Below are 24,868 nucleotides of genomic sequence, written 5' to 3'. Positions count from 1 at the left end.
CGCATTCTCAGCCCAGCACATGTTGCCAGAGCGTCCTGACCTGTTGTCGTTCCGTATCGAAGCGGCCCGGATCGATGCGCGCCTTCTCGGCACCCTGCAGGCGCATCCGGTGTTGCATGGCACGATAGGCCCGGTAGGCATCGGCCACACGCTGTGCCAATTCGAGCGGGATCAGATCGGCTTCGCCCGCCAGCCGCAGGAGCGTAATGTTGCCCAGGTTGTCCAATAGTTCCGGGTGCACCCGGCTGTGCAGCAGGACCAGGTATTGCACGATGAATTCGATATCGACCATGCCACCGCTGTCGTGCTTGAGGTCGAACAGTTCGCTGCGATTGGGATGGCCTTCGTCGATCTTGACCCGCATGGCGCGGATTTCGTCGGCCAGATTGGCGGGGTCGCGTGGCAGCAGCAGGATCTCGCGTCGGATCTGCTCGAAGCGGGCTCCCACGTCGGCGTCGCCGGCTGCGAAGCGTGCCCGGCTGAGTGCCTGGTGTTCCCAGACCCAGGCATGGTTGCGCTGGTACTGCTCGAAAGCGTCCAGCGGCAGCGCCAGCAGGCCGGCATTGCCGTCGGGACGCAGGCGCAGATCGATTTCGTAGAGCCGGCCGGAAGGGGTCATGGTCGAGAGCCACAGGCTGAGGCGCTGGCCGAGCTTGGCGTAGCGCTGGCCGGCCAGTTCATGCGCGTCGTCGTAGAGAAAGACCAGGTCCAGGTCGGAGGCGTAGCCCAGCTCCTTGCCGCCCAGGCGACCATAGGCAATCACGGCGAAATGGGGCGTTTCGGGGTAGGGCCAGTTGCGATAGAGGATTTCCGCCAGCAGCATGTCGGCCAGCGCCGAAAGCTGGTCGGCCAGTGCCTCGACGCTGAGCAGGTTTTCCAGGTCCTGGGCCAGCAACTGGAAGCTGATCTGGTGTTTGCTGTCACGCAGCAGATCCATCTGGTGCTCGACATCCGGCTGTCCGTCGGGCAGCCGGCAGGCATCGAGTCCGGCCCGCAGTTGCTGGCCGACCTGCGTCATGTCGATCGGTGCCATCAGGGAGTGCCAGTCGAGCAGGCCGTCGAGCAGCAGGGGGTATTGCATCAGGCTCTTGGCGGCCCAGGGGCTGGCCGACATCAGGCGGGCAATGCGTACCAGCGTACCCGGATATTCGGTCATCAGGGTCAGGTAGACGCTGCGCTGGGCGATGTGTTCCACCAGGTCGAACAGACGCGTGAGCGCCTCCCAGGGTGCATCGGTCTGGGCGGCTGCCTGGACCAGCTCCGGCAGCAGGGCTTCCAGGCGGCGGCGGCTGGTTTCCGGCAGGCGGCGGATGCGGGAACTGCCCAGCAGCGCTTCGGTGCGTTCGATGACGGCTTCTGTCTGGTCAGGAAAATGTGTCTGTATCAGGCTGGCCAGATCGTTGTCGGTACGTGCCTTGTCAGCAGGCAGGCTGCTGTGTGTCGGCAGGCTCAGGCAAGGTGCCGGCTCGCCGGATTCCATGCCAGCCAGTCTGAAGACATCGCGAAAGGCGGTCTCGACCACCGTGCGATGCTGTCGCAGTGTGTGTTCGAAGTCATCGTGCGACAGGCCCAGCGCCTCGGCCAGGCGTGCCCGCTGGGCGGCTTCGGCCGGCAGCAGGTGGGTCTGTTCGTCTTCGCGGTATTGCAGGGCATGTTCGGTGCGTCGCAGAAAGCGGTAGGCCTGTTCCAGCGCATCCGCCGTGTCGTGTTGCAGCAGGCCGGCCTCGCGTTCGGCGTGCAGCGACTGCAGCAGATTGCGGGTCTGCAAGGTGGGCATGCGTCCGCCGCGCACCAGCTGGAAAAGCTGGGCGATGAATTCGATCTCCCGGATACCGCCGGCACCCAGCTTGACGTTGTCGCCGGTTTCCAGACCGCTGCGGCGCAGGGCACGCAGTTGCCAGTCCTGGCGGATGCGCTCGCGCAGGTCGCGCAATGCCGACAGAGCATCAAAATCGAAGTACTTGCGATACACGAAGGGGCGACGCAGGCTTTCGAGCTGTTGCTCCTGTACCTGGGGCTGACTGTCGTCAAACGCCTTGCAGGGCATCAGCCGGGCCTTGAGCCAGGCATAGCGTTCCCATTCACGGCCCTGGGTGACGAGATAGCGCTCGAGCGCGCCCAGGCTCCAGGCCAGTGGCCCCGAATCGCCATCCGGCCGTAGCCGCAGGTCGGTCCGGAACACATGGCCCCAAGCTGTGTTTTCGGAGAGAATGGGCATCATGCGCCGCGTCAGCCGACCATAATATTCATGATGGCTGATGCGGCGTGGTCCGTCCGTTTCGCCTTCTTCGTCGTAAAGCATGATCAGGTCGATGTCGGACGAAACATTCAGCTCGCAGCCGCCCAGCTTGCCCATGCCGACGATCATCATTTCCTGGGGCAGGTTGCTGCCCGGCGCGCGTGGCATGCCGTGGGTCGGTCGCATTTCCTCGACCACCTGCCGGTAGGCGGCATTCACGGCAAGATCCGCCAGTGCCGTCATGGCACCGGTGACTTCCTCGAGAGAGGCCTGTCCTCCCAGGTCGCGTGCCATGATGGCGAGGAAGGTCTGCTCACGCAATCGCCGCAGCCAGACGGCGGCGTTTTCATGTGGCTGCTGCTGGCGCAGGGTGTCGTACCAGTTTGTCAGGCATGCCCCATCGATGGGTACATGCAGATGCGTGGTCAGCCAGTCAGCCAGTTCCGGGCGCGCCTGCAGGCGACGATTGAAGTACCCGGACCAGGCGAGGGCGGGAGTGAGTTCGGCGGGCAGGCTGCTCATGAGGCGCTATGAAAGGAAAAGGATGTTCGCTGACTGTAGCAGTTCCGGCAGATGGGTGGCAGCCGTGGCTATGCTTTCAACTGTGCTCCGTAGCGGCGGAACATCATCGCGCACCACAGCAGTGCGGCCAATGCCAGTATGCCGCCGGCAATGCCGATATCGGCCAGCCCGCTGTGCTGGCTGACCTGGCCACCCAGCAGGGCACCCGCACCGATGCCGACGTTGAAAATGCCGGAAAAAATCGACATGGCCACGTCGGTGGCGTCCGGTGCCAGTGCCAGTACCTTGACCTGCATGCTCAGGGTGACGCAGAGGATGACCATGCCCCAGATCGCGCATAGCGCCAGCAATTGCAGAGGATGGTGTGCCAGCGGGTAGAGCAGCAGCAGGCAGGTGGCCAGCAGGGCGACGGATACCTGGGTGAACACGGCCGGATGCCTGCTGCTGTAGCGGCCGAACAGGACGCTGCCGATGATGCCGGCACCGCCGAACAGCAACAGCAACAGCGTGGTGGTCTGGCTGTCGAGGGCGGCGACACGCTGGGCAAACGGTTCGATATAGCTGTAGGCCGTGAAGTGCGCAGTGACCACGACGGCAGTCAGCAGATAGAGACTCATCAGTGCCGGGCGTCGCATCAGTTCGGGCAGGCTCTGCAGTGTGCCGGCCCGCAGGCTTGGCAGGATGGGCAGCAGCCGTACCAGTGCGATCAGGACGATCAGGGCCAGCACCGCGATGCCCAGGAAGGTCATGCGCCAGCCCAGTGCCTCACCCAGCATCCGTCCGAGCGGGATGCCCAGCACCATGGCCAGCACGGTACCGGTCGCCAGGATGCTCAGGGCCTGAGTGCGCTTGCCCTCAGGAGCCAGCCGCACCGCCAGCGAGGCTGTGATCGACCAGAATACGGCGTGTGCCAGCGCAATGCCGATGCGGCTGGCGACCAGCATGGCAAAGCTGTTGGCGATGCCGGAGACGATATGGCTGGCAATGAACAGAAGGAAAATGCCGACCAGCAGTTTTCTGCGTTCCATCTTGCCGGTCAGCAGCATGAACGGCAGGGAGGCCAGGGCCACGACCCAGGCATAGATCGTCAGCATCCAGCCGACCTGGGCGACAGGCATGTCGAAACTGGTGGCGATATCGGTCAGCAGGGCAACCGGGACGAATTCGGTGGTGTTGAAAATGAAGGCGGCAAAGGCCAGCGCGATGACCGGCAGCCATACGCGCATACGATCAGGCAGAGCGGACATGCTGTGTCAGCTCACATGCTTTGAGTAGCTATCGCGTTCCATCTCGCTGATCTGGACGGTCAGCGAGATATCCTGCTGACCAAGTGCCAGCAAGGCATCCATGACATGGCGGGACAGAGCCGTACGTTGTTCCAGGGTGCGACCGGACAACAGGCGGACTTCCACATGAATGAAATCCTGCTGTTGCTCGCCTGTCTGATAATCCTCGAAGGCCAGGGCCCGCGTCTTGATGTCCTTTCCCTGGAAAAGGCCGGAGGCCAGTGCGCTTGCGTAGACAGTCTGGATCAGTTGTGCGGGTGGAATCCGGCTGGCAAGCGGGCGGGAATAATGAACGATGCAGTGGGGCATGGCGTTTAGGGAAAAAAGAGGCTGAAAGGAGAACATCATATCCCAGCATGGTGCAGTCGCATACGGTTGTTCGTATATGGAAATTTGTGTGAATTTTCCGGGTCTGGCGATGTTTTCAGGGTATAAGGAGACACCTCGGAATCGTTTCCATTCTGCCCCGTTTTTTTGTGCCGATCCTGCTTAAATCCCTTCGCTGGCTGCTTGTGGCCGTGCTTGCCGTTTACCTGGCCCTGGCCGCGGCCATCCTGGTGCTGCGCTATTGGGTACTGCCCGATATCGGACGCTGGAAGCCGCAGATCGAGCAGATGAGCAGTCGGGTACTGGGCGTGCCGCTGACCATCGAGAAGATCGAGGCTGACTGGCGGGGGCTGCATCCTCAATTGTCCTTGAGCGGTGTCCGGATTGCCGGGGCAGATAACGCCACGATGCTGGATATCCCGCAGGCTGATGCCGTTTTCGCCTGGCGCAGTGTCCTGGCTCTGTCGCCACGCCTGTTGAGTCTGCGTATCGAGCGGCCGGATATCCAGATCCGACGCCTGGCGGATGGGCGTCTGAGGGTGGCAGGCTTCACGCTGGAGGCTGGCAGTCAGGATACGGGGCATTCGGGCCTGCCTGCGGGTTTGCAATGGTTGCTGGCACAGCGTGCCATGGTGGTCGAGCAGGCCAGCATCGAATGGACTGATGCACAGGGCAAGCTGCCTGCCCTGCGTATATCGCAGGCGACCTTTCAGGTCTACAACCGGGGTTTGAGGCACCGTTTTGCCTTGCGTGCACAACCGCCGCAGGGCATGGGAAGCCTGCTGGATATCCGGGGCGACTTTACACGCAGGCTGTTTGCCTTCGACGAACATGACCCGGATAGCTGGAAAGGGACGCTCTACGCGAGCCTGAACGATATGGATCTGGCCTCATGGCAGCCCTGGCTGACATTGCCGGTGAGCCAGGGTCGTGGGCAGGCGCAGGTCTGGCTGGATTTCGACGGCAGTCTGCCGACGCGCCTGACACTGGGGGCTGCGTTTCAGAACCTGGCCGGCGAGGTGGAGTCCGACCGTTTTGCGGCAGGCTTGCTGCAATTCGAACTGGATGGCCGCCAGGGGACGAAGCAAGACACCGTAGCACAGAGCGGCAAGGATGGGCTGACCTTGATGCGGGCCATCGAGGCCCGCCTGTCTGGATATGACTGGCAGGCCAGGGTGCGTGCCAGTCAGGCCGACCTGCATCTGCCCGAAGTTTTCGAACATCCCGATTTGCACCTCAATCATGCTCAGGCAGCGCTGGCGTTGCAGCGCACCGGCGAAGGCTGGACACTGACGGTCGAAGAGGCTGCGTTTCAGAACGCTGATGCGCACATTACCCTGCGCGGCAACTGGCGTTCCGGCTCGGGCGAGGCAGGCATGGCCGCTCTGCAGGGGCGTATCTTGCGCGCATCGATGCCGGCCATTCACCGTTATCTGCCACTGACCGTCAATGCCGATGCCAGACTGTGGCTGCGGGAGGGCCTGCTGCAGGGTGAGATTCGCGAAGCGGATTTCGATGTGCGTGGTGACCTGGCCTATTTCCCCTTCCAGGAGCGCGCCGATGCCGGCGATTTCAATTTGAAAGGGCAATTCCAGGATGCTGTGATCGACTACATGCCGGAGCCTCAGGACGGTACCCGCTGGCCGGCATTGCACGATTTGCGCGGGACATTCGGTCTGGCGCGTGCGGCCCTGTCGTTGCAGGTGGAAGCCGGACGCATGCCACTGGCTGGCGATGAGATTGTCCTGGGGCCAGTCTCGGCCCGTATTCCGAACATGGAGCATCACGCCACGCTGCTGCTCGATGGTCAGACCGAAGGGGCCGCTGCGACCTATCTGGCACTGGTACGTAGTTCCCCGCTCAATCACATGACGGGCGAAGCGCTCTCGGAAGCGGTGGGTGCGGGGCGCTGGAAGCTGGGGCTGGCCTTCGACATGCCGTTGCTGCATTCGGTCGATACCACGGTCAAGGGTGAAATCGATCCGCAAGGGGGCAGCTTCCGCTATATGGATGATACGCCCGAGATGACGGCACTCTCGGGACGCGTGCTGTTTACCGAAACGGGCATTGCCATGGAACAGGTGGCTGGCCAGACGCTGGGCGGGCCTGTAAGAATCAGCGGCAAGCTTGGGCCTCGCGATCCCGGACTTCTGTTCGAGGGGCAGGCAAGCGCTGCGGGCCTGCGCGATTTCATGCCCATGCCCGCGCTCAAGCGGTTGAAAGGCGGGTTCGATTGGCAGGGCCGTATCCTGCAGCGTGGTGATGACTGGACGCTGTCATTGTCGAGCAGTCTGCAGGGACTGGAAGCCGACATGCCCGCACCGCTTGCGAAGACGGCACAGGAAGCATGGCCGCTGGAGGTGCGCTGGTCTACACCGGATGCCACTGCCCAGAAAGCGGCAACAGCCAATCCGGATCTGCGCTGGCTGACCGTGCAGGCAGGCGACGATCTTCGTCTGGTTCTGGAGCGCAATGTGCGCACACCGGGGCCGACCTATTTCCGACGCGGCATCATCAGCTTTGCGCGTCCGGCCGATCTGCCGGGCAGTGGCCTGGCACTGGCCGTCAAGGCCACTCATGTGGATGTGGATGCCTGGGAGCAATGGCTGGATGAAACCACGCTGCCGCCAGTGAAAGGATCAACCCGGCAGCCCTTGTGGCCCGTGCTGGATGCGGTGAGCGTCGAGACACCCAGCATGCATCTCAGCGGCCTGAATCTGCAGGATGTCCAGGCCAGGGCTCGCATGCCGCAGCAAGGTGTCTGGGAGGCCCAGATCGCGTCGCGCCAGATGACCGGTACGGCCCACTGGAAGGAATCTGCCGGCGCGGTCTCGGGTGAGGTGGTGGCGCGCTTGCAACGGTTGTCGCTGGAGCCCATGGAAGATGACGACAAGGAGAGCCTGAGCACCGAGTTTTCGGACCTGCCGGGTATCGATCTGCAGGTAGAGTCCTTCGCGTTGTGGGGGCGCGAACTGGGGGCGCTGCGGCTCAAGGGGCGTAGCCTGCAACGGCGGGCCGTGTGGCAGCTCGATGAATTGCGTGTCTGGAATGAGTCAGGCAGCCTGGATGCCAGCGGTGTCTGGCATCTGGCGCAGGATGCCGAGGGCGAAGATGCACGTGGCCTGACCGTGGATCTGAAGCTGGCGACCAGCGACCTGGGCGGCTGGCTGGACCACATGGGCTGGCCGGATCTGGTCGGCAGTGGCAGGGGTGTGGTCGAAGGGCGGTTGCAGTGGCGTGACTTGCCTTGGCACTATGATCTCGACAAAATCGACGGCAAGCTTTCGATTGCCCTGGAGCAAGGACGTTTCATCGGCGTCAATTCGCGCAGCGCCCGTTTGCTGGCGCTGCTGTCGGTCCAGTCGATCACCCGCCTGGGCAAGGGCGAAACCCCCTCGCTGGGGGTGCTGCAGTCCGGATTTCCGTGGGATACGATCAAGGGCCAGGTCACTTTTGCCAACGGTCTGGGGCTCACCGATGATTTGCGCGTGGCCGGGCCGGCCGCTACGATTCTGCTGGCAGGCAGTGCCAATCTGGTCGAACAGCAATGGAACCTGCAGGCCGTGGTGGCTCCGGTGCTGGACGTCAGTGGTGCGGCGGTGGCGACGGCACTGGCGGTCAATCCAGTGGTCGGCATCGGTGCCTTGCTGACACAGTGGCTCTTCAAGGATCCTCTGGCACGGGCCATGACCACGGAATACCGTGTGGATGGCAGTTGGGATGATCCGCAGATCGAAGAGGCCAAGTAGTCATGCTTGTCCTGGCATCTTCATGAAAGTCTTATGGGTTGGGTGCGCGCCTTGTGCTGCGTGTTTCAGCCCGCGATCATGTCACGCCATATCCACCAGGCCAGCAGCAGCATGATGCCACCGGTGACGGCATCCAGCAGTCGCCACGCCCGGGGATGTGCGAATACCCCCTGCAGCCGCTTCCCTGCCAGTGCCAGCAGCAGGAACCAGACCAGACTGGCGCTGGCCGCACCCGTCACGAAGATCCATTTCAAACCGCCTTCCTGGCGGGCACCGATCGAGCCGATCAGGATGACTGTATCGAGATAGACGTGCGGGTTGAGCAGGGTCAGGGCAGCCAGGGTGCCCAGTACACGCAGCAGACTGTGTTCGCTGCGGCCGGCTGTGACCAGCGCGGCATCACCGCCATAGAGCGCCCGTCGCCAGGCAAACAGGCCATATGCCACCAGGAAACTGGCACCGCCTACGGCCATGTACCAGGTCAGTTCAGGGGCGTGGCTCAACAACTTTGCCATGCCGGCTACGCCCAGGCCGATGAGCAGGATATCGCTCACCACGCACCACAGTACACAGGCACGCACATGGCTGCCTTTGACCACCTGGCGCAGCACATACAGGTTCTGTGCGCCCAGTGTGGCGATGAGGGTAAAGCAGACCGTAAAGCCGGCCAGCCAGGTAGAGGAAAGGGTAAGGGCAGAGGTCCACATGGCCGGCATTATGGATATTGTCGATATTTAAGTAAAATTAATTATCCTAAGTAATATTAAGAAAATCTGAATGTTGGACTACCACGGACTGGAAGCCCTTGCCGCTGTCGTGAGGGAGGGAAGTTTCGAGCGTGCAGCTCGCCGGCTGCACATCACCCCTTCTGCCGTGTCGCAGCGCGTCAAGCAACTGGAAGAGGCCACAGGGCAGGTGCTGGTACAGCGCGGCAAGCCATGCGCGGGAACCGAGGCAGGCAGACGCCTCTGCCTGCACCTGGAGCAGGTGGCCCTGCTGGAAAACGAATTGCGTCGCAGCAACCCCGCACTCATGCCGGATACGGAAGCTCCCGCACCGTCGCTCAAGCTGGCGGTCAATGCAGATTCGCTGGCGACATGGTTCATGACAGCCATGGAGGCATTCAGTGGTGCAGGCAACGAACTGCTGGACATCAGCATCGATGACGAAAACCATACTGCGCAGCGCCTGCGCGAAGGCGAGGTACTGGCTGCCGTGACGGCCAGCAGCGGCAGCATTGCCGGCTGCAACGTCATGCCGCTGGGTGAGATGCGATATGTGGCGGCGGCCAGCCCGGCCTATATGGCGCGTTATTGCGCTGACGGCGTGACCCAGGAAGCCATGTCGCGGGCACCGGTGCTCGTATTCAGTCGCAAGGATCGCCTGCAGGATGGCTGGCTGGCGCATTACGGATTGGCCTCGCGGCGTCAGCCGCCACGGCATTTCATCCCTACGGTGTCGGGCTACGAGCGCGCATGCGAGGCGGGCATGGGCTGGGGGATGCATCCGACCGTACTGATAGGACGACAACTGGCGGAAGGGACCCTGGTGCAGATGGCCCCGGACATGCCGTTGCATGTGCCGCTGTACTGGGCGTATCCTCGTACGGCACAGGCCAGTCTCGAGAGGCTGACGCGGTGCGTGATGCGCGCTGCGTGCGAATGGCTGCACGAATCAGGCCGGGTGACCGAGGCAGAATGAAGGGGAGCGAGGAGGATGGGGCCGGGGGCTGAACTGCCCCCGGCTGAGACTGCGATGCATTGGCGCATGCAGGGCATGCATGCGCCGGAAGACATGCTTTATTTCTTCTTCATCATGTCGAAGAATTCGGCATTGGTCTTGGTGGAGCGCATCTTGTCCATGATGAATTCCATGGATTCGATCTCGTCCATGTCGTGGATGAACTTGCGCAGCACCCAGACTTTCTGCAGCAGGTCCGGTGCGATCAGCAGCTCTTCGCGGCGGGTACCGGACTTGTTGAGGTTGATGGCCGGGTAGACACGCTTCTCGGCCAGGCGACGCTCGAGGTGGACTTCGGAGTTGCCGGTGCCCTTGAATTCTTCGTAGATCACTTCGTCCATGCGGCTGCCGGTCTCGATCAGGGCTGTACCGATGATGGTCAGCGAGCCGCCTTCCTCGATATTGCGCGCTGCGCCGAAGAAGCGCTTGGGACGTTGCAGGGCGTTGGCATCCACGCCGCCGGTCAGCACCTTGCCGGAGGCCGGTACCACGGTGTTGTAGGCGCGTGCCAGGCGGGTGATCGAATCCAGCAGGATGACCACGTCTTTCTTGAGTTCGACCAGGCGCTTGGCCTTCTCGATCACCATTTCGGCGACTTGCACGTGGCGGGTGGCCGGTTCGTCAAAGGTCGATGCCACCACTTCGCCGCGCACCGTGCGCTGCATTTCCGTGACTTCCTCGGGACGCTCGTCGACCAGAAGCACGATCAGGTAGGCATCCGGATTGTTGGTGCTGATGGCGTGTGCGATGTGCTGCATCATCACCGTCTTGCCCGACTTGGGGCTGGCGACGATCAGGGCACGCTGGCCGTGGCCCAGCGGCGCGAAGATGTCGAGGATGCGACCGGTGAAGTTTTCCTCGCTCTTGATGTCGCGCTCCAGCCGCATCGGGCGGTTGGGATGCAGCGGCGTCAGGTTCTCGAACATGATCCGGTGCTTGATGGCCTCGGGGGCTGCGCCGTTGACCTTGTCCACCTTGACCAGGGCGAAATAGCGCTCGCCATCCTTGGGCGTGCGGACTTCACCTTCGATCGAGTCGCCGGTATGCAGGTTGAAGCGGCGGATCTGCGACGGTGAGATGTAGATGTCGTCGGTGCTGGCCAGATAGGAGGTTTCGGGCGAGCGCAGGAAACCAAAGCCATCGGGCAGCACTTCGAGTACGCCGTCGCCGAAGATCTGCTCGCCCTGCTTGGCGCGGCGACGCATGATGGCGAACATCAGTTCCTGCTTGCGCAGGCGGTTGGCGTTTTCGATTTCCAGGCCAGCGGCCATTTCCAGCAACTGCGAAACGTGCAGCGCCTTCAATTCATTCAGGTGCATGAGAGAAGAAGAGAAAAGAGAGAGTGATCAGTGCGGGAAAGTGCCGGCAGGCCGCGAGCGGGCCTGCGCAGACTGTGGTCGTGAGCCTTACAGGGCGCCGTCGAGAAACGCCTTGAGCTGCGACTTGGACAGGGCTCCGACCTTGGTGGCGGCCAGTTCGCCGTTCTTGAACAGCAGCAGCGTCGGGATGCCGCGCACACCGTACTTGACGGGGGCTTCGGGGTTTTCGTCGACGTTGAGCTTGGCGATGGTCAGGCGATCCTTGTATTCCTCGGACACTTCGTCGAGGATCGGGGCGATCATCTTGCAGGGACCACACCAGGCAGCCCAGAAATCGACCAGGACGGGACCTTGGGCCTGCAGGACGTCTGCCTCGAAGCTGGCATCGCTGACGTGTTTGATCAATGTGCTCATAATGTTCTGTTTGTTGAGTCAGATACGTATGCTGCCCCATGAGCAGCAGGCGGAAAATACGCCTGCCCTGTCGGGCCCGCCTGTCTGGCGGCGTCTGGAGCAAGGAATGTGTGTCCGAAAAGACCGCATCGCATGCGGTGCACGGAACCCGTACGGCAATCAGAATCGGCTGTACGAACTGCATTGTGCCACAAAATGTGGCCGGCCCGGTGCGCATTTTTGCCACCATGCCGCGTAGCCTTGGCAACTGTCCTTAAAATAGGGCGTTTCCGTCCACAGTTTTGGGGATCAGTTTGACGAGTCCATCGCGCTATACCGAAGAGTCGATCCAGGTGCTCAAGGGGCTGGAGCCCGTGCGGCAGCGCCCCGGTATGTATACCCGCACCGAGAATCCGCTGCATATCATCCAGGAAATCATCGACAATGCTGCCGACGAGGCGCTGGCCGGCCATGGCAAGCATATCCAGGTCACCCTGCAGGCCGATGGCGCGGTCGCGGTCGAGGACGATGGTCGCGGCATTCCGGTCGGCCTGCATCCCGAGGAAGGCGCGCCGGTAGTCGAACTGGTGTTTACTCGCCTGCATGCCGGCGGCAAGTTCGACAAGCATGCCGGCGAAGGTGCCTATGCCTTCTCGGGCGGTCTGCACGGCGTGGGCGTCTCCGTGACCAATGCGCTGTCGACTCGGCTGGAAGTGACGGTCTGGCGTGATGGCGGTGTGCATTGCATGGCCTTTGCCGGTGGCGAGGTGGTGCAGCCGCTGGCACCGGTCGAGGGGGCCAAGCGCAAGAAATCCGGTACCCGCGTGGTGGCTCGCCCCGATCCGCGTTATTTCGACAGCCCCAATATCCCGCTGGGCGAACTGATCCACCTGCTGCGCAGCAAGGCCGTGCTGCTGCCTGGCGTCAAGGTCTCGCTGAGTGTCGAGAAAACCGGCGAAACCCATCGCTGGCACTACGAAAATGGCCTGCGCGGCTATCTCGAAGAGGCCTTGGCCGGTACTGAATTGCTGATTCCGCTGTTCGAGGGGGCCCAGTTTGCCGGCAAGCACGACGAACAGTTTGCCCAGGGCGAAGGCGCGCAATGGATCGTGGCCTGGTCGGAAGAAGGGGCGGCTGTACGCGAGTCCTATGTCAACCTCATCCCGACGCCGGCAGGCGGTACGCACGAGGCAGGTCTGCGCGAAGGGTTGTTCGGTGCAGTCAAGGGGTTCGTCGAATTGCACAGTCTGTTGCCCAAAGGGGTCAAGCTGTTGCCCGAAGATGTATTTGCCCGTGCCAGTTTCGTGCTGTCGGCCAAGGTGCTCGATCCGCAATTCCAGGGGCAGATCAAGGAGCGCCTGACCAGCCGAGACGCAGTGCGGCTGGTCGGCGGGTTCGTGCGCTCGGCGTTGGACCTCTGGCTGCACAGTAATGTCGAATATGGCAAGAAGCTGGCCGAACTGGCGATCCGCCAGGCCCAGGCACGCACCCGTTCCAGCCAGAAGGTCGAAAAGCGCAAGAGTTCGGGCGTGGCCGTGCTGCCCGGCAAGTTGACTGATTGCGAGTCCAGCGATCCGTCCCGTACCGAGATCTTCCTGGTCGAAGGCGACTCGGCCGGCGGTTCGGCCAAAATGGGCCGCGACAAGAATTTCCAGGCGGTATTGCCGTTGCGCGGCAAGGTGCTCAACGCCTGGGAGGTCGACCGTGATCGGCTGTTCGCCAATAACGAGATTCACGATATCTCGGTGGCCGTCGGCGTCGATCCGCATGGCCCCGACGATACGCCCGATCTGAGCGGCCTGCGCTACGGCAAGATCTGTATCCTGTCCGATGCCGATGTTGATGGCTCGCACATCCAGGTGTTGTTGCTGACCTTGTTCTGTCGGCATTTCCCGCGGCTGGTCGAACTCGGCCATATCCATATTGCCCGCCCGCCGCTGTTTCGCGTGGACGTGCCGGCCCAGGGCAAGCGTCCGTCGCGCAAGCTGTACTGTCTGGACGCGCGTGAGTTGCAGATTGTCGAAGATAAGCTGCGCAAGGAAAACGTGCGCGATGGCAGCTGGAGCATCAGCCGCTTCAAGGGGCTGGGTGAAATGAGCGCCGAGCAACTCTGGGAAACCACCATGAATCCCGATACGCGCCGCCTGCAGCCGGTTGGCTACGGCGCGCTCGACCGCAGTCAGACCCATGGCATGTTCACCATGCTGATGGGCAAGGGCGAGTCGGCCTCGCGCCGTGCCTGGCTCGAAAGCAAGGGCAACCTGGCCGAAGTCGATATCTGACCCCATAAAGACACACAAGAGACGCATGCATGACTGATACCTTGCAACCCGAGCTGTTCGAGCCGGCTACCGGGCCGAACGACAGCATTACGCTGGGCCACTACGCTGAACGTGCCTACCTCGATTACGCCGTGTCGGTGGTCAAGGGCCGTGCCCTGCCCGATGTGGGAGACGGCCAGAAGCCCGTACAACGGCGCATTCTGTATGCGATGGAACTGATGGGCCTGTCGGCGGGCAGCAAGCCCGTCAAGTCGGCCCGCGTGGTCGGCGACGTTCTGGGCAAATACCATCCGCACGGTGACCAGGCTGCCTATGATGCACTGGTGCGCATGGCGCAGGATTTCGTACTGCGCTATCCGCTGATTGACGGGCAGGGCAATTTTGGCTCGCGCGACGGTGACAACGCCGCTGCCATGCGCTATACCGAAGCCCGCCTCACGCCGGTGGCGCGCCTGCTGCTTGAAGAACTGGGCGAGGGTACGGTCGATTTCACGCCCAATTACGATGGCAGTCAGAAAGAGCCGGTGCAATTGCCGGCGCGCCTGCCCATGGTACTGCTCAACGGAGCTTCGGGGATCGCAGTCGGCATGGCGACCGAGGTACCGTCGCACAACCTGCGTGAAGTGGCCACGGCCTGCGTGGCCCTGCTCAAGACGCCCGATCTGGATGATGTCGCCTTGCAGACGCTGGTGCCGGGCCCGGATTTTGCCGGTGGTGGGCAAATCATCACATCACCTGAAGACATTGCCCACATTTACCGCACCGGTCGCGGCTCCCTCAAGGTACGGGCGCGCTGGACCTTCGAAGAACTGGCGCGCGGCCAGTGGCAACTGGTGGTGCAGGAACTGCCGCCGGGTGCTTCCTGCCAGAAAGTACTGGAAGAAATCGAGGATCTCACCAATCCCAAGATCAAGGCCGGCAAGAAAAGCCTGAGCCAGGATCAGCAGCAGACCAAGGCCAAGCTGCTGTCGCTGCTTGATACGGTACGCGATGAGTCGGGCAAGGATGCGGCCGTGCGGCTGGTGTTCGAACCCAAGAGTTCGCGTATCGACCGCGACGAGTTCGTCAATGTATTGCTGGCCCAGACCAGTATGGAATCGAGCGCGCCGATCAACCTGGTGATGGTCGGCAATGATGGCCGGCCTTGCCAGAAAAGCCTGCGCGACATCCTCCAGGAATGGCTGGCATTCCGCAACCAGACCGTGACGCGGCGCTCACAGTACCGTCTGGACAAGGTTACCGACCGTATTCATGTGCTGGAAGGGCGCATGGTGGTCTACCTCAATGTCGATGAGGTGATCGCTACCATTCGCGAGTCTGACGAGCCGAAGGCAGCATTGATACAGCGTTTCAACCTGAGCGAGCGGCAGGCCGAGGACATTCTCGAAATGCGCCTGCGCCAGCTGGCACGGCTCGAGGGTTTCAAGATCGAGCAGGAATTGTCCGAGCGTCGTGATGAGGCGCAGAAGCTGCGTGATCTGCTCGACAGCCCGGCAGCCATGCGACGCCTGATGATCAAGGAAATCGAGGCCGATGCCAAGCAGTTTGGCGACGAGCGGCGAACCCTGATCGAAGTGGCCGAGCGTGCCGTGGTCGAGGTCAAGGTGGTGGACGAGCCGGTGACCGTGATCGTGTCCCAGAAAGGCTGGCTGCGTGCCCGCCACGGGCATGGCCACGATGCTGCGCAATTCGGCTTCAAGGCGGGAGATGCGCTGTATGGTGCCTTCGAGTGCCGTACCACGGATACGCTGATCGCCCTGGGAGACAATGGCCGGGCCTATTCGGTGCCGGTATCGGCACTGCCTTCCGCGCGTGGCGACGGAGCGCCGATCACCACGCTGGCGGATGTCGAAGCGGGCTCGCGGATCCTGCATATGTTTGCCGGCGATCCGGCATCGCGCTGGCTGCTGGCTGTCGAACAGGGGCTGGGTTTCCTGGCGCGGCTGGGCGACATGAGTGGCCGCATGAAGGCCGGCAAGCAGTTTTTCAACCTCGAAAAGGGTGAGAAGCTGATGCGTCCGGAATCGGTGCCGGACGATGCCACGCACCTGGCGCTGGTCTCGGCCAAGAATCGCCTGCTGGTGGTGGCGCTGGACGAGATCAAGGCGCTGGCCGGCGGTGGACGCGGCACCATCCTGATGGGACTGGATGCCGGAGAGAAGCTTGGTCGCATCATCGCCATCGGTGCGGCTGGCCTGCGTGCCAGTGGTCTGTACCGCAATCGGGCCACCGAGGATGTCCTTGCTGGTGAGGCGCTGGAGCCCTATATCGGCAAACGGGCACGCAAGGGCAGGTTGCTGGAGGTGCGTCCCAAGCAACCTGAGTTGGTGGCCCTGTGGCCGGATGAGGCCGAGGCAGGCCAGGAGGGTGTGGCATGAAACTGAAAATGGCCAAGAATTCGCTGTTTGCGATCCTGTTGCGCAACCCCTGGTGGATCAGTGCCTGTGTGGCACTGGTCTTCGTGGGCGTCGCCTTTGCCGTGCTGCCGCCGGAATATGCCCCGGTGGGCGCGATCGGTGCTTTTCCATTTGTCGTGATCGCCGCGATTGCCGGTTGGAAGCAGATGCGTGCGCCTCGTCCGGCGCAGCTCGTGGCCGTGCGCGACGAAGTCGCCGCCATGAACTGGAAAGCCTTTTCCGCTCGTCTTGAACAGTCCTGGCGTGCGGCCGGCTATCAGGTGGAGGTTTCGCGCCAGGAAGGCGCAGACTGGCTGCTGCGGATTGAAAATCGACGCATCGCCGTGTCTGCCCGACGCTGGAAATCGGCGCATACCGGCCTCGAACCGCTGACTCGCCTGTTGCAGGCTGGCGAACAGCTCGAGGCCAATGAACGCTGGTATATCGCCCTGGGCCAGCCCAGCGAGAGTGCGGCAGCCTATGCAGCCAGGCAGAACATCAGGTTGATCGATGAGATAGGGTTGACACGAATTTTTAGTGCCAATATCATTTGAACTGAAATTAATTATGCAGCCACCTCAAACGAAACCTGCCGCCATGCCCGAAACCATTGGTATGCCCCTGCAAAGCTATGACGTTCGCATCCTGCGTGCCTTGCGCCGCATCACGCGGTCGGTGGCGCTGTATTCGCGCCAACTGTCGGCTTGCAGCCATATCACGGCACCGCAACTGGTCTGCCTGCGTGCACTGGTTGCAGCCGGGCATCCGCTCACGGCCACTGCCATCAGCAAGGAAATCCACGTCAGCCCCAGCACGGTGGTCGGCATCCTCGATCGCCTTGAGGACAAGGGGCTGGTCCGGCGTGAACGTGGTCGCGAAGATCGCCGCATCGTCTTTGTCAGCGTGACAGAGGCTGGTCGCACGCTGGCGGCAGAGGCACCGTCGCCATTGCAGAAAAAGCTGGCCGATGCGCTCAATGCGTTGCCGGAACTGGAGCAGGCCACCATCACGCTGTCACTGGAGAAGATCGTCGATCTGATGGATCCCGAGTCGGTGGCCAGCGGTGATGCCGGCCATGCTGCCGGCTCGCCCATTCTCGAGGTGCCGACCGATGGGACGGCACCCGAGTCCGGACTGGTGGTATGACGGGGGACGACCCTATCCTTCGTTCTCCTGGGCGCGCCGATGGCGCGGCCATTCAGCGCCTGGTGGCTGATTGTCCGCCGCTGGATCTCAATTCGACCTACGCCTATCTGCTGCTGTGCGAGCATTTTTCTGCCACCTGTGTGGTGGCGGAAGATGCGCACGGCCTGGCGGGTTTCATCTCGGCCTATGTGCCACCCGCCCAACCCGATACGCTGTTCATCTGGCAGGTAGCCGTGCATGAACGCGCGCGTGGCACAGGCCTGGGCGGGCGCATGTTGCAGTCTTTGCTGGAGCGTCCCGACCTGCAGGTGCAGGCATTGGAGACCACCGTGTCGCCCGACAACCGGGCGTCGCGCCGCATGTTTGAAAAACTGGCCGCAGCACAGGGCGCTGCGTTGAATGAACAAGTGTTGTTTCGTGCCGCCGACTTCGGTGGTGACTTTCATGAAGAGGAGTGCTTATTGCGCATCGGTCCGTTCTGATGCGTACCAGTTCCAGATAGACGCAAGGAGGAAATCATGGACTTGAAAATATTCGACCGGATGGAGTCGGAGGTCAGGGGCTACATCCGGTCCTTTCCGGTCATTTTCAGTCAGGCGCGGGGTTCCCTGCTGATCGATGAAGAAAAAAATGAATACATCGATTTTTTCAGTGGGGCGGGGACCCTGAATTATGGACACAACAATCCCATTTTCAAGGAAAAACTTCTTGAATACCTCGCTTCGGACGGGGTGGTACACGGGCTGGACATGGCAACCAGCGCCAAGAAGCATTTCCTTGAAACGGTAGACAGGGTACTGCTCAAGCCACGCAACTGGCGCTATACCCTGCAGTTCACCGGACCCACCGGCACCAATGCGGTCGAGGCGGCGCTCAAGCTGGCCCGGCAAGTCAAGGGCCGTCCCGGCATCGTGTCCTTCACACACGGCTTCCATGGCGTCAGCGCCGGTTCGCTGGCGGCAACGGCCAATGCCAAGTTCCGGCGGGCTGCCGGTGTCGCGCTCGACAACACCGTATTCATGCCCTATGACGGCTATTTCGGCCCTGATGTCGATACCATCAGCTATCTGGAGCGCATGCTGGAAGATCCCTCCAGCGGGCTGGACCATCCGGCTGCCGTGATCGTCGAGACCGTACAGGGCGAAGGCGGCGTCAACGTGGCGACACTGCGCTGGCTCAAGGAACTGGAGCGGGTCTGCCGACGCCATGACATGTTGCTCATTGTCGACGATATCCAGGTCGGTTGCGGACGGACAGGCAGCTTCTTCAGCTTCGAGGCGGCCGGGATCCGGCCCGACATCATTACCCTGTCCAAGTCGCTGTCGGGGTTTGGCCTGCCGATGTCGCTGGTGCTCTTCAAGCCGGAACTCGATGTCTGGAAGCCCGGTGCGCACAGTGGCACTTTCCGGGGCAACAATCTGGCATTCGTCACGGCGACCGAAGCACTGCGCCAATATTGGGCAGACGATCTGTTCACGGCAGAAATCCAGGTCAAGGAACGCCATGTGCGCGACTGGCTGGAAAATGTCGTGCACAGCTACCCCGAAGTCGGACTGGTGGCTCGTGGCCGCGGGCTGATCCAGGGGCTGGTCTGCCAGGGACAGCCGGGTTTGGCCAATCGCATCGCTGCAAAGGCATTCAGCCATGGCGTGGTGATCGAGACCTCCGGAGCGGAAGACGAGGTGCTCAAGTTGCTGCCTGCCCTCACCATCGAGTCCGAACTGCTGACTCGCGGGCTTGAAATCATCGAGCGCAGCGTGGCCGAGGCGCTTGCCGAACAACAGGTGTCCGGCAAGGTGCTCAAATTTGCGGGAGGCAAGCGATGATCGTCAAGCATATCGATGACATTACCGGTACCGCCGACGAGATCCGGGCAGACAACTGGGTCAGCAAGCGCGTGTTGCTGGGCAAGGATGGTATGGGGTTCTCGTTTCACGAAACCACAATCTTCCCGGGTACCGAAACGCACATTCACTATCAGAACCACCTTGAGGCGGTCTGGTGCATAGAAGGGGATGGCGAGATCGAAACCATTGCCGATGGCCGCAAGTATGCGCTGGGGCCGGGTGTGGTCTACGCACTTGATCAGCACGATGAGCATTGGCTGCGCGGGGGAACCCAGCCGCTGCGGGTGATCTGCGTCTTCAATCCGCCGCTGACCGGGCGCGAAACGCATGACGCGCAGGGGGTCTATCCGTTGCTGACGGAGGAGACACCATCATGATCCTTGCTGCCACAGACCCCTATGCCTCTCGCACTCAACGCGATTCGGCCATTGTCATGCGCCAGGAGCCGGTCGTCCATGGCGACGGACACTACGTCGATGCACTGGCCCAGGCGCAATTGCAAACCTATGAGCAGGATGGTTTCCTGGTGCTGGATGGGCTGTTCGAGAACCGCGAAGCGGAGCGCTGGCTGGGCGAAATCGAACGCCTGATGCATGCGCCGGATATCCGGGTGCGCGAAGAGGCCATCCGTGAGAAAGGCAGTGATGCCGTGCGCTCGATCTTTCGTGTGCATGACCTCAGCCCCATGCTGGGCAGGGTGATGCGTGACCCGCGCATCGCCGATATTGCCCGGCAACTGCTGGGATCCGAAGTCTATATCCACCAGTCGCGAGCCAATCTCAAGCCGGGCTTCAAGGGCAAGGAGTTCTACTGGCATTCGGACTTCGAGACCTGGCATATCGAAGACGGCATGCCGGCCATGCGTGCCGTCAGTTGCTCCATCCTGCTGACTGAAAACACGGTCTGCAATGGTCCGCTGATGCTGATTCCCGGCTCGCACCGGCAATTCGTGTCATGCGTGGGACGTACGCCCGATGCGCACTACAAGGATTCCCTGCGGCGTCAGGAGTACGGCGTACCGGATCCGATCAGCCTGCAACTGCTGGCAGAGCAGGGGGGCATCAGGGCCGTGACCGGTCGGCCGGGCACGGTGGTATTTTTCGATTGCAATACCATGCATGCCTCGGCAGGCAACCTCTCTCCCTGGCCTCGTGCCAACCTGTTCACGGTCTACAACAGCGTCGAGAACCGGCTGGCCGCACCCCGCTACGGGCTGGCCCCGCGTCCCGAGCACGTTGCCACGCGCGAGGCATTCGAACCACTGTAAGCCCGGCCCGACAACACGACCACATGTCCTGTCCAGGCAGGGTCATGCGGTCGTGTTTCCGTTCCGGCGCAGCTACCGGGACGGATTTATAATGCCCGCAATATTGTGCTGGGTCATGTGAGATATATGAGTTTTCAAGTAGCAGTGCAGCCTTCCGGGCATGTCTTTGCCGTTGCCGCAGGCCAGACGGTTCTTGATGGGGCCCTGGCTGCCGGCCTGGTGATTCCCTATGGTTGTCGTACCGGCGGCTGTTCGAGCTGCAAGGGACGCGTGCTGGCCGGTGAATATGATGCCGGTCCTGCGCCTGCCCAGACGCTGACGATCGATGAGCTGGGGGCGGGCTACACCCTGTTCTGCCAGGCCAGACCCCTGTCCGACATGCAGATCGAGGTGAGCGAGGTCAGGCTGGCGACAGATATCCAGATCCGCAAATTGCCGGTACGGGTGATCCAGCGGGAACCGCTGGCCGCCGATGTCATGCGTCTGACATTGCAATTGCCGGCAGGTGATCCATTCCGCTTCCATGCCGGCCAATATGTCGACGTGATCCTGCGAGATGGCAGTCGCCGCAGCTACTCCATGGCACGTGCGCCTCATGTCGATGGGCCGCTCGAACTGCATATCCGGCACATGCCGGGTGGCCTGTTCACAGATCATGTGTTCGGTGCCGGGGCCACCCAGATGAAGGATCGCGAGATCCTGCGCCTGGAAGGGCCTTTCGGATCCTTCCACCTGCGCGAGGACAGCCGGCGGCCCGTCGTGCTGCTGGCCAGCGGCACCGGATTCGCGCCGGTCAAGGCCATGGTAGAGCACATGATCCATGTCGGCATATCGCGCCCGGTCGTTCTCTATTGGGGCGGACGTCGTCCGTCCGACCTGTACCTGGATGCGCTGGCCCGTGAGTGGGCGCAGGCGCTGCCGGGTTTCCGCTATGTCCCGGTGATCTCCAATGCGCAGCCCGACGACGGTTGGCAGGGGCGTACCGGCTTCGTGCACCAGGCGGTCATGCAGGATATGCCCGATCTGTCCGGCAGCGAGGTTTACGCCTGTGGCGCGCCGGCCATGGTGGAGGCGGCCCGCCGCGACTTCATGACCCAGTGCGGGTTGCCTGCCGATGCATTTTATGCTGATGCTTTTACCTCTTTGGCAGACACCGCCGTGCAGGCAGGTTAAACTTTGCCAGCGCGTCTTGTTCGAGAGGAATCGCACACATGAAAGTCGCAGTATTGGGTAGCGGGATCATCGGCGTATCGACCGCCTGGTGGCTCCGTCAGGCCGGACATGAAGTGGTGGTCGTGGATCGCAGCCATGGCCCGGCACAGGAAACCAGCTTTGCCAATGGATCGCAGATCTCGGTGTCCTACGCCGAGCCCTGGGCCAATCCACAGGCACCTCTCAAACTGCTCAAGTGGATGCTGCGCGATGATGCTCCCCTGCTGTTCCGCCCACAGCTCGACTGGCGGCAATGGCAATGGGGGCTGGCTTTCATGCGCGAGTGCCTGCCCGGGCGTCTGAATCGCAATATCCGTGCCATGGTAAGGATGGCAGAGTACAGTCGCGGCACGCTGCAGCAGATGCGCTCGGCGCTGGGGATCGAATACGATCACCTGGAGCGTGGCATTCTCAATTTCTATACTTCCCACGAAGAATTCGATGCCTCGCAGAAATCGGCCAGCGTGATGCGCGATTTCGGCGTCGACAGGCGCATTGTGTCCGCTGACGAGGTTATCTCGATCGAGCCGGCGCTGGCACCCAATCGCAGCCGCATCGTCGGTGGCGACTACACTGCCGAGGATGAAAGCGGCGATGTGCACCTGTTTACCGTGGCATTGGCCCGCAAGGCCGAGCAGGCAGGCGTGCAGTTCCTGTACGACACGCAGGTCACGCGCCTGCTGCCCGAAGCCGGTCGTATCGCCGGGGCCGAATTGATCGACGCCGAGGGGGCCTACCGCACGCTGCGGGCAGATGCCTTCGTGGCGGCATTGGGCAGCCATACGCCAGCCCTGGTACGCCCGCTGGGGGTGTCCTGCATGGTCTACCCGACCAAGGGCTATTCGGCGACCTTCCGTGTCGTCAATCCCGAGCAGGCTCCCACGGTCAGCCTGACCGACAGTGCCCACAAGATCGTCTATTCGCGGCTGGGTGATCGCTTGCGCATGGCGGGTACCGCCGAGCTTGCGGGCTACAGCCGCACGCTCAACACGGCGCGTTGCGAGGCCATGAAGCAACTGGCCCGCGAGTATTTCCCGCATGCCCTGGATTTCGACGATGTCAGTTTCTGGAGCGGCCTGCGTCCGTCCACACCGTCCAACATCCCGCTCATCGGGCGTACGCGCATCAATAATCTCTACCTGAATACCGGCCACGGTACACTGGGCTGGACCATGGGGGTCGGATCGGGGCGTGCCCTGGCCGATTTGCTCAGCGGCCGGCAGCCCGAACCCGAGTTTCCTTTCCTGGGTGGCTGAGTTCCAGCCATCCGTTCTCGCGTCATCAACGTCTCTCTGGCGTCATACATGAATAATCATTCCAAACTCCATCGTCTGCCGCACGCGGTTCGCCTGTGGCGGCAGATCAGCGTGGCCTGCGCCGGGCTGTTCAGCTGCGCGGTCGTACAGGCTGCACCCGTGGATATCCAGGTCTGGCATTCACTTTCCAGTGCCAATCGTGCCGAGTTCGAGGAACTGGTCAAGCAGTACAACAAGGAACAGGACAGCGTTCACGTCAGCCTCAAGGGCTTTGAGACGCAGGCTGCATTGCAGGGCGAGGCCGGGGCGGCGGTGGCGGCCAAGCAGACGCCCAACCTGATCCAGCTCGATGACGAACATTCGCCCGAGGTGACTGCCCAGCATCGCGCCATCCTGCCGTTGCATACGCTGTTGTCGCGCAATCCGCTGCCTGACAGCGACTGGTTCCTGTCGCAGACGGCCGGTTTTACCCGTGACCGTCAGGGCCGCCTGCTGGCCTTTCCCTGGATGGCCGAAGTGCCGCTCATGTTCTACAACCGCGACCTGTTCGTCAAGGCCGGCCTGGATCCCAACGTTCCGGCCCGTACCTGGTCTGAATTGCAGGCCCAGTTGCTGGCCCTGCGCGACAGCGGCGTGATGTGTCCGTATGCCACCAGCAAGCAGGTATCGGTTCACCTCGAGAATCTTGCGCCGGTCAACAATCAGCTTTATTCGGCCAACAACAATGGTTTTGGCAACGGTGTGCCTGCGCTGCAGTTCAACGTACTGTACGCCCGCCACCTTGCCCTGATGTCGAGCTGGACCAAGTCGATGCTGCTGACCATGCACAGCAATGACCAGCAACCGGATGACCTGTTCGCCAGCGGCCAGTGCGGCGTCCTGACCAGTGGCTCCGGTGCGGTTGGCGCATTTCTTGCTGCGCCTGGGTTGTCATTTGGCGTGGCACCGCTGCCATATTATCCGCAGGCAACCAGCAATCCCGGCGCACCTTTCGTCAGCGGTTCGGCATTCTGGGCCGTGGCCGGCCATGGTCGCGACCAGGAACGCGCCGTCGTCGATTTCCTGGGCTGGCTGGCCAAGCCGGTCAACGCGGCACGCTGGCATCAGCAAACCGGTTTCCTGCCGCTGACCGAAGCTGCTTTCCGGGCCTCCGATGTGTCGTACTACGATCGCATCCCGGGTGCGCAAAGCGTTGTGAACAGCCTGAGCGGGCGTGGTGCCCAGGTCAGCCGCAGCTTCCGCCTGCCGCACTATGCGCAGGCCCGGGTGTTGCTGGATCGTGAACTCAACGCTGCGTTGCAGGATGGCGTCCCGCCTTCGCTGGCATTGAGCCAGGCAGCCTCGCAGGCCAACTCGGTGATGCAGCGCCGCTGAGTGCTGGGTTTGTCGTGAGTTGAAGGATGAACCGCCGCATTTGCGGCGGTTTTTATTTCAGTCGCATATGCAACAGCGGAAATGGTTGTCCCTGTCCATCGCGAGGTGATCGCCCCACGATTTCAAACCCCTGATGCTGATAAAACCCCACGGCATCAGGGTTCTGTTCATTGACATCCAGCTCTACAGCTTTCATGTGATGGATCGCATATTGCAGCAACTGCTTGCCGATGCCTTTGCCCTGTGCCTGTGGCGCGATGAACAGCATTTCAATCTTCGCGTTGGCAACTCCTACGAAACCGAGAATCGCGTGATGCTCGTCCCTGAAGGCGTGTAGTTCGACATGAATGAGATAGTGGTTGCGGATGCGGGGGCGGAGCCAGACGATGTCAGTTTCTTTGAGGAAGGTATGGGTTGCTCTGACGGAGGCCTCCCATAGCCCTGTGAGCGTATCGAAATCGTGTTCCTGCACTGCGCCGATGTTGCCTTTCATGATGAGATCCTGCCTGCTAT

Annotated in this window: 20 protein-coding genes; 13 read left to right on the top strand and 7 right to left on the bottom strand. The window is 62.0% G+C overall.

Going from position 1 to position 24,868, the window contains the following annotated elements; genetic code table 11:
* Positions 1 to 7 precede the first annotated feature (7 nt).
* The 3 genes from glnE to ABN482_RS07590 form a co-directional block, all read right to left on the bottom strand.
* A complete protein-coding gene (gene glnE, locus ABN482_RS07600; RefSeq protein WP_349503418.1) occupies positions 8 to 2,761 on the bottom strand; it encodes a bifunctional [glutamate--ammonia ligase]-adenylyl-L-tyrosine phosphorylase/[glutamate--ammonia-ligase] adenylyltransferase in 2,754 nt (917 codons plus the stop codon).
* 68 nt (positions 2,762 to 2,829) lie between these two features.
* Entirely contained in the window at positions 2,830 to 4,008 is a 1,179-nt protein-coding gene (locus tag ABN482_RS07595) for a sugar transporter (protein WP_349503417.1), read from the bottom strand.
* Between the two features lie 6 nt (positions 4,009 to 4,014).
* Positions 4,015 to 4,356, bottom strand: coding sequence for a 5-carboxymethyl-2-hydroxymuconate Delta-isomerase (locus ABN482_RS07590; protein ID WP_349503416.1), 342 nt, complete (start codon positions 4,354 to 4,356; stop codon positions 4,015 to 4,017).
* Positions 4,357 to 4,523: 167 nt separating this feature from the next.
* Between ABN482_RS07590 and ABN482_RS07585 the strand changes: the two genes are divergently transcribed.
* On the top strand, positions 4,524 to 8,123 hold the full coding sequence (locus tag ABN482_RS07585) for a YhdP family protein (RefSeq protein WP_502877258.1): 3,600 nt from the start codon (positions 4,524 to 4,526) through the stop codon (positions 8,121 to 8,123).
* A gap of 65 nt (positions 8,124 to 8,188) precedes the next feature.
* Here the strand turns inward: ABN482_RS07585 and ABN482_RS07580 are convergent, their stop codons facing one another.
* Positions 8,189 to 8,830, bottom strand: coding sequence for a LysE/ArgO family amino acid transporter (locus tag ABN482_RS07580; RefSeq protein ID WP_349503414.1), 642 nt, complete (start codon positions 8,828 to 8,830; stop codon positions 8,189 to 8,191).
* Positions 8,831 to 8,900: 70 nt separating this feature from the next.
* Here ABN482_RS07580 and ABN482_RS07575 point away from each other — a divergent pair, with 70 nt between their 5' ends.
* Complete coding sequence (locus ABN482_RS07575) at positions 8,901 to 9,824, top strand: HTH-type transcriptional regulator ArgP (protein ID WP_349503413.1); 924 nt, start codon at positions 8,901 to 8,903, stop codon at positions 9,822 to 9,824.
* Positions 9,825 to 9,922: 98 nt separating this feature from the next.
* Here ABN482_RS07575 and rho read toward each other — a convergent pair whose 3' ends face one another.
* Both rho and trxA read right to left on the bottom strand, forming a co-directional pair.
* Positions 9,923 to 11,182, bottom strand: coding sequence for a transcription termination factor Rho (gene rho, locus ABN482_RS07570; protein ID WP_349503412.1), 1,260 nt, complete (start codon positions 11,180 to 11,182; stop codon positions 9,923 to 9,925).
* A gap of 87 nt (positions 11,183 to 11,269) precedes the next feature.
* Positions 11,270 to 11,596 carry a thioredoxin TrxA gene (gene trxA, locus ABN482_RS07565; protein WP_109061766.1) on the bottom strand — a complete coding sequence of 109 codons (327 nt, stop codon included), beginning with the start codon at positions 11,594 to 11,596 and terminating at the stop codon, positions 11,270 to 11,272.
* Between the two features lie 287 nt (positions 11,597 to 11,883).
* Between trxA and ABN482_RS07560 the strand changes: the two genes are divergently transcribed.
* The 11 genes from ABN482_RS07560 (at position 11,884) to ABN482_RS07510 (ending at position 24,355) form a co-directional block, all read left to right on the top strand.
* The gene (locus ABN482_RS07560; protein WP_502877261.1) at positions 11,884 to 13,857 is read left to right on the top strand and encodes a DNA topoisomerase IV subunit B; all 1,974 of its coding nucleotides are present in this window, start codon (positions 11,884 to 11,886) and stop codon (positions 13,855 to 13,857) included.
* A 29-nt stretch (positions 13,858 to 13,886) separates the two neighbouring features.
* On the top strand, positions 13,887 to 16,235 hold the full coding sequence (gene parC / locus ABN482_RS07555; RefSeq protein ID WP_349503410.1) for a DNA topoisomerase IV subunit A: 2,349 nt from the start codon (positions 13,887 to 13,889) through the stop codon (positions 16,233 to 16,235).
* Positions 16,232 to 16,807, top strand: coding sequence for a restriction endonuclease (locus ABN482_RS07550; protein WP_349503409.1), 576 nt, complete (start codon positions 16,232 to 16,234; stop codon positions 16,805 to 16,807). Before parC ends, ABN482_RS07550 begins: the two co-directional genes overlap by 4 nt.
* 43 nt (positions 16,808 to 16,850) lie before the next feature.
* Positions 16,851 to 17,399 (top strand): MarR family winged helix-turn-helix transcriptional regulator, encoded by a 549-nt coding sequence (locus tag ABN482_RS07545; RefSeq protein WP_349503408.1) that lies wholly within the window; start codon positions 16,851 to 16,853, stop codon positions 17,397 to 17,399.
* Positions 17,396 to 17,881, top strand: a complete 486-nt coding sequence (gene ectA, locus ABN482_RS07540) for a diaminobutyrate acetyltransferase (RefSeq protein WP_349503407.1) — start codon at positions 17,396 to 17,398, stop codon at positions 17,879 to 17,881. Before ABN482_RS07545 ends, ectA begins: the two co-directional genes overlap by 4 nt.
* A 36-nt stretch (positions 17,882 to 17,917) precedes the next feature.
* Positions 17,918 to 19,225 (top strand): diaminobutyrate--2-oxoglutarate transaminase, encoded by a 1,308-nt coding sequence (gene ectB, locus ABN482_RS07535; protein WP_349503406.1) that lies wholly within the window; start codon positions 17,918 to 17,920, stop codon positions 19,223 to 19,225.
* A complete protein-coding gene (locus tag ABN482_RS07530) occupies positions 19,222 to 19,623 on the top strand; it encodes an ectoine synthase (RefSeq protein ID WP_349503405.1) in 402 nt (133 codons plus the stop codon). Before ectB ends, ABN482_RS07530 begins: the two co-directional genes overlap by 4 nt.
* Positions 19,620 to 20,513, top strand: a complete 894-nt coding sequence (gene thpD, locus ABN482_RS07525) for an ectoine hydroxylase (RefSeq protein WP_349503404.1) — start codon at positions 19,620 to 19,622, stop codon at positions 20,511 to 20,513. The genes ABN482_RS07530 and thpD overlap by 4 nt, the downstream gene beginning before the upstream one ends.
* Before the next feature lie 126 nt (positions 20,514 to 20,639).
* Positions 20,640 to 21,686, top strand: a complete 1,047-nt coding sequence (locus ABN482_RS07520; RefSeq protein ID WP_349503403.1) for a CDP-6-deoxy-delta-3,4-glucoseen reductase — start codon at positions 20,640 to 20,642, stop codon at positions 21,684 to 21,686.
* Between the two features lie 38 nt (positions 21,687 to 21,724).
* Positions 21,725 to 22,981 (top strand): D-amino acid dehydrogenase, encoded by a 1,257-nt coding sequence (locus tag ABN482_RS07515; RefSeq protein ID WP_349503402.1) that lies wholly within the window; start codon positions 21,725 to 21,727, stop codon positions 22,979 to 22,981.
* A 48-nt stretch (positions 22,982 to 23,029) separates the two neighbouring features.
* Entirely contained in the window at positions 23,030 to 24,355 is a 1,326-nt protein-coding gene (locus ABN482_RS07510) for an extracellular solute-binding protein (protein WP_349503401.1), read from the top strand.
* A 52-nt stretch (positions 24,356 to 24,407) separates the two neighbouring features.
* Here the strand turns inward: ABN482_RS07510 and ABN482_RS07505 are convergent, their stop codons facing one another.
* Positions 24,408 to 24,848 (bottom strand): GNAT family N-acetyltransferase, encoded by a 441-nt coding sequence (locus ABN482_RS07505; RefSeq protein ID WP_349503400.1) that lies wholly within the window; start codon positions 24,846 to 24,848, stop codon positions 24,408 to 24,410.
* Between the last annotated feature and the right edge of the window lie 20 nt (positions 24,849 to 24,868).

It is taken from the genome of Corticimicrobacter sp. (genome assembly GCF_040137905.1).
Lineage (GTDB): Bacteria > Pseudomonadota > Gammaproteobacteria > Burkholderiales > Burkholderiaceae_B > Corticimicrobacter.
This window is presented reverse-complemented; position numbering and strand designations above follow the sequence as displayed.

Coding starts and splice junctions, on each gene's coding strand:
- glnE (WP_349503418.1), bottom strand. CDS start 2,761: ATGAGCAGCCTGCCCGCCGAACTCACTCCCGCCCTCGCCTGGTCCGGG.
- ABN482_RS07595 (WP_349503417.1), bottom strand. CDS start 4,008: ATGTCCGCTCTGCCTGATCGTATGCGCGTATGGCTGCCGGTCATCGCG.
- ABN482_RS07590 (WP_349503416.1), bottom strand. CDS start 4,356: ATGCCCCACTGCATCGTTCATTATTCCCGCCCGCTTGCCAGCCGGATT.
- ABN482_RS07580 (WP_349503414.1), bottom strand. CDS start 8,830: ATGTGGACCTCTGCCCTTACCCTTTCCTCTACCTGGCTGGCCGGCTTT.
- ABN482_RS07575 (WP_349503413.1), top strand. CDS start 8,901: ATGTTGGACTACCACGGACTGGAAGCCCTTGCCGCTGTCGTGAGGGAG.
- rho (WP_349503412.1), bottom strand. CDS start 11,182: ATGCACCTGAATGAATTGAAGGCGCTGCACGTTTCGCAGTTGCTGGAA.
- trxA (WP_109061766.1), bottom strand. CDS start 11,596: ATGAGCACATTGATCAAACACGTCAGCGATGCCAGCTTCGAGGCAGAC.
- parC (WP_349503410.1), top strand. CDS start 13,887: ATGACTGATACCTTGCAACCCGAGCTGTTCGAGCCGGCTACCGGGCCG.
- ABN482_RS07550 (WP_349503409.1), top strand. CDS start 16,232: ATGAAACTGAAAATGGCCAAGAATTCGCTGTTTGCGATCCTGTTGCGC.
- ABN482_RS07545 (WP_349503408.1), top strand. CDS start 16,851: ATGCCCGAAACCATTGGTATGCCCCTGCAAAGCTATGACGTTCGCATC.
- ectA (WP_349503407.1), top strand. CDS start 17,396: ATGACGGGGGACGACCCTATCCTTCGTTCTCCTGGGCGCGCCGATGGC.
- ectB (WP_349503406.1), top strand. CDS start 17,918: ATGGACTTGAAAATATTCGACCGGATGGAGTCGGAGGTCAGGGGCTAC.
- ABN482_RS07530 (WP_349503405.1), top strand. CDS start 19,222: ATGATCGTCAAGCATATCGATGACATTACCGGTACCGCCGACGAGATC.
- thpD (WP_349503404.1), top strand. CDS start 19,620: ATGATCCTTGCTGCCACAGACCCCTATGCCTCTCGCACTCAACGCGAT.
- ABN482_RS07520 (WP_349503403.1), top strand. CDS start 20,640: ATGAGTTTTCAAGTAGCAGTGCAGCCTTCCGGGCATGTCTTTGCCGTT.
- ABN482_RS07515 (WP_349503402.1), top strand. CDS start 21,725: ATGAAAGTCGCAGTATTGGGTAGCGGGATCATCGGCGTATCGACCGCC.
- ABN482_RS07510 (WP_349503401.1), top strand. CDS start 23,030: ATGAATAATCATTCCAAACTCCATCGTCTGCCGCACGCGGTTCGCCTG.
- ABN482_RS07505 (WP_349503400.1), bottom strand. CDS start 24,848: ATGAAAGGCAACATCGGCGCAGTGCAGGAACACGATTTCGATACGCTC.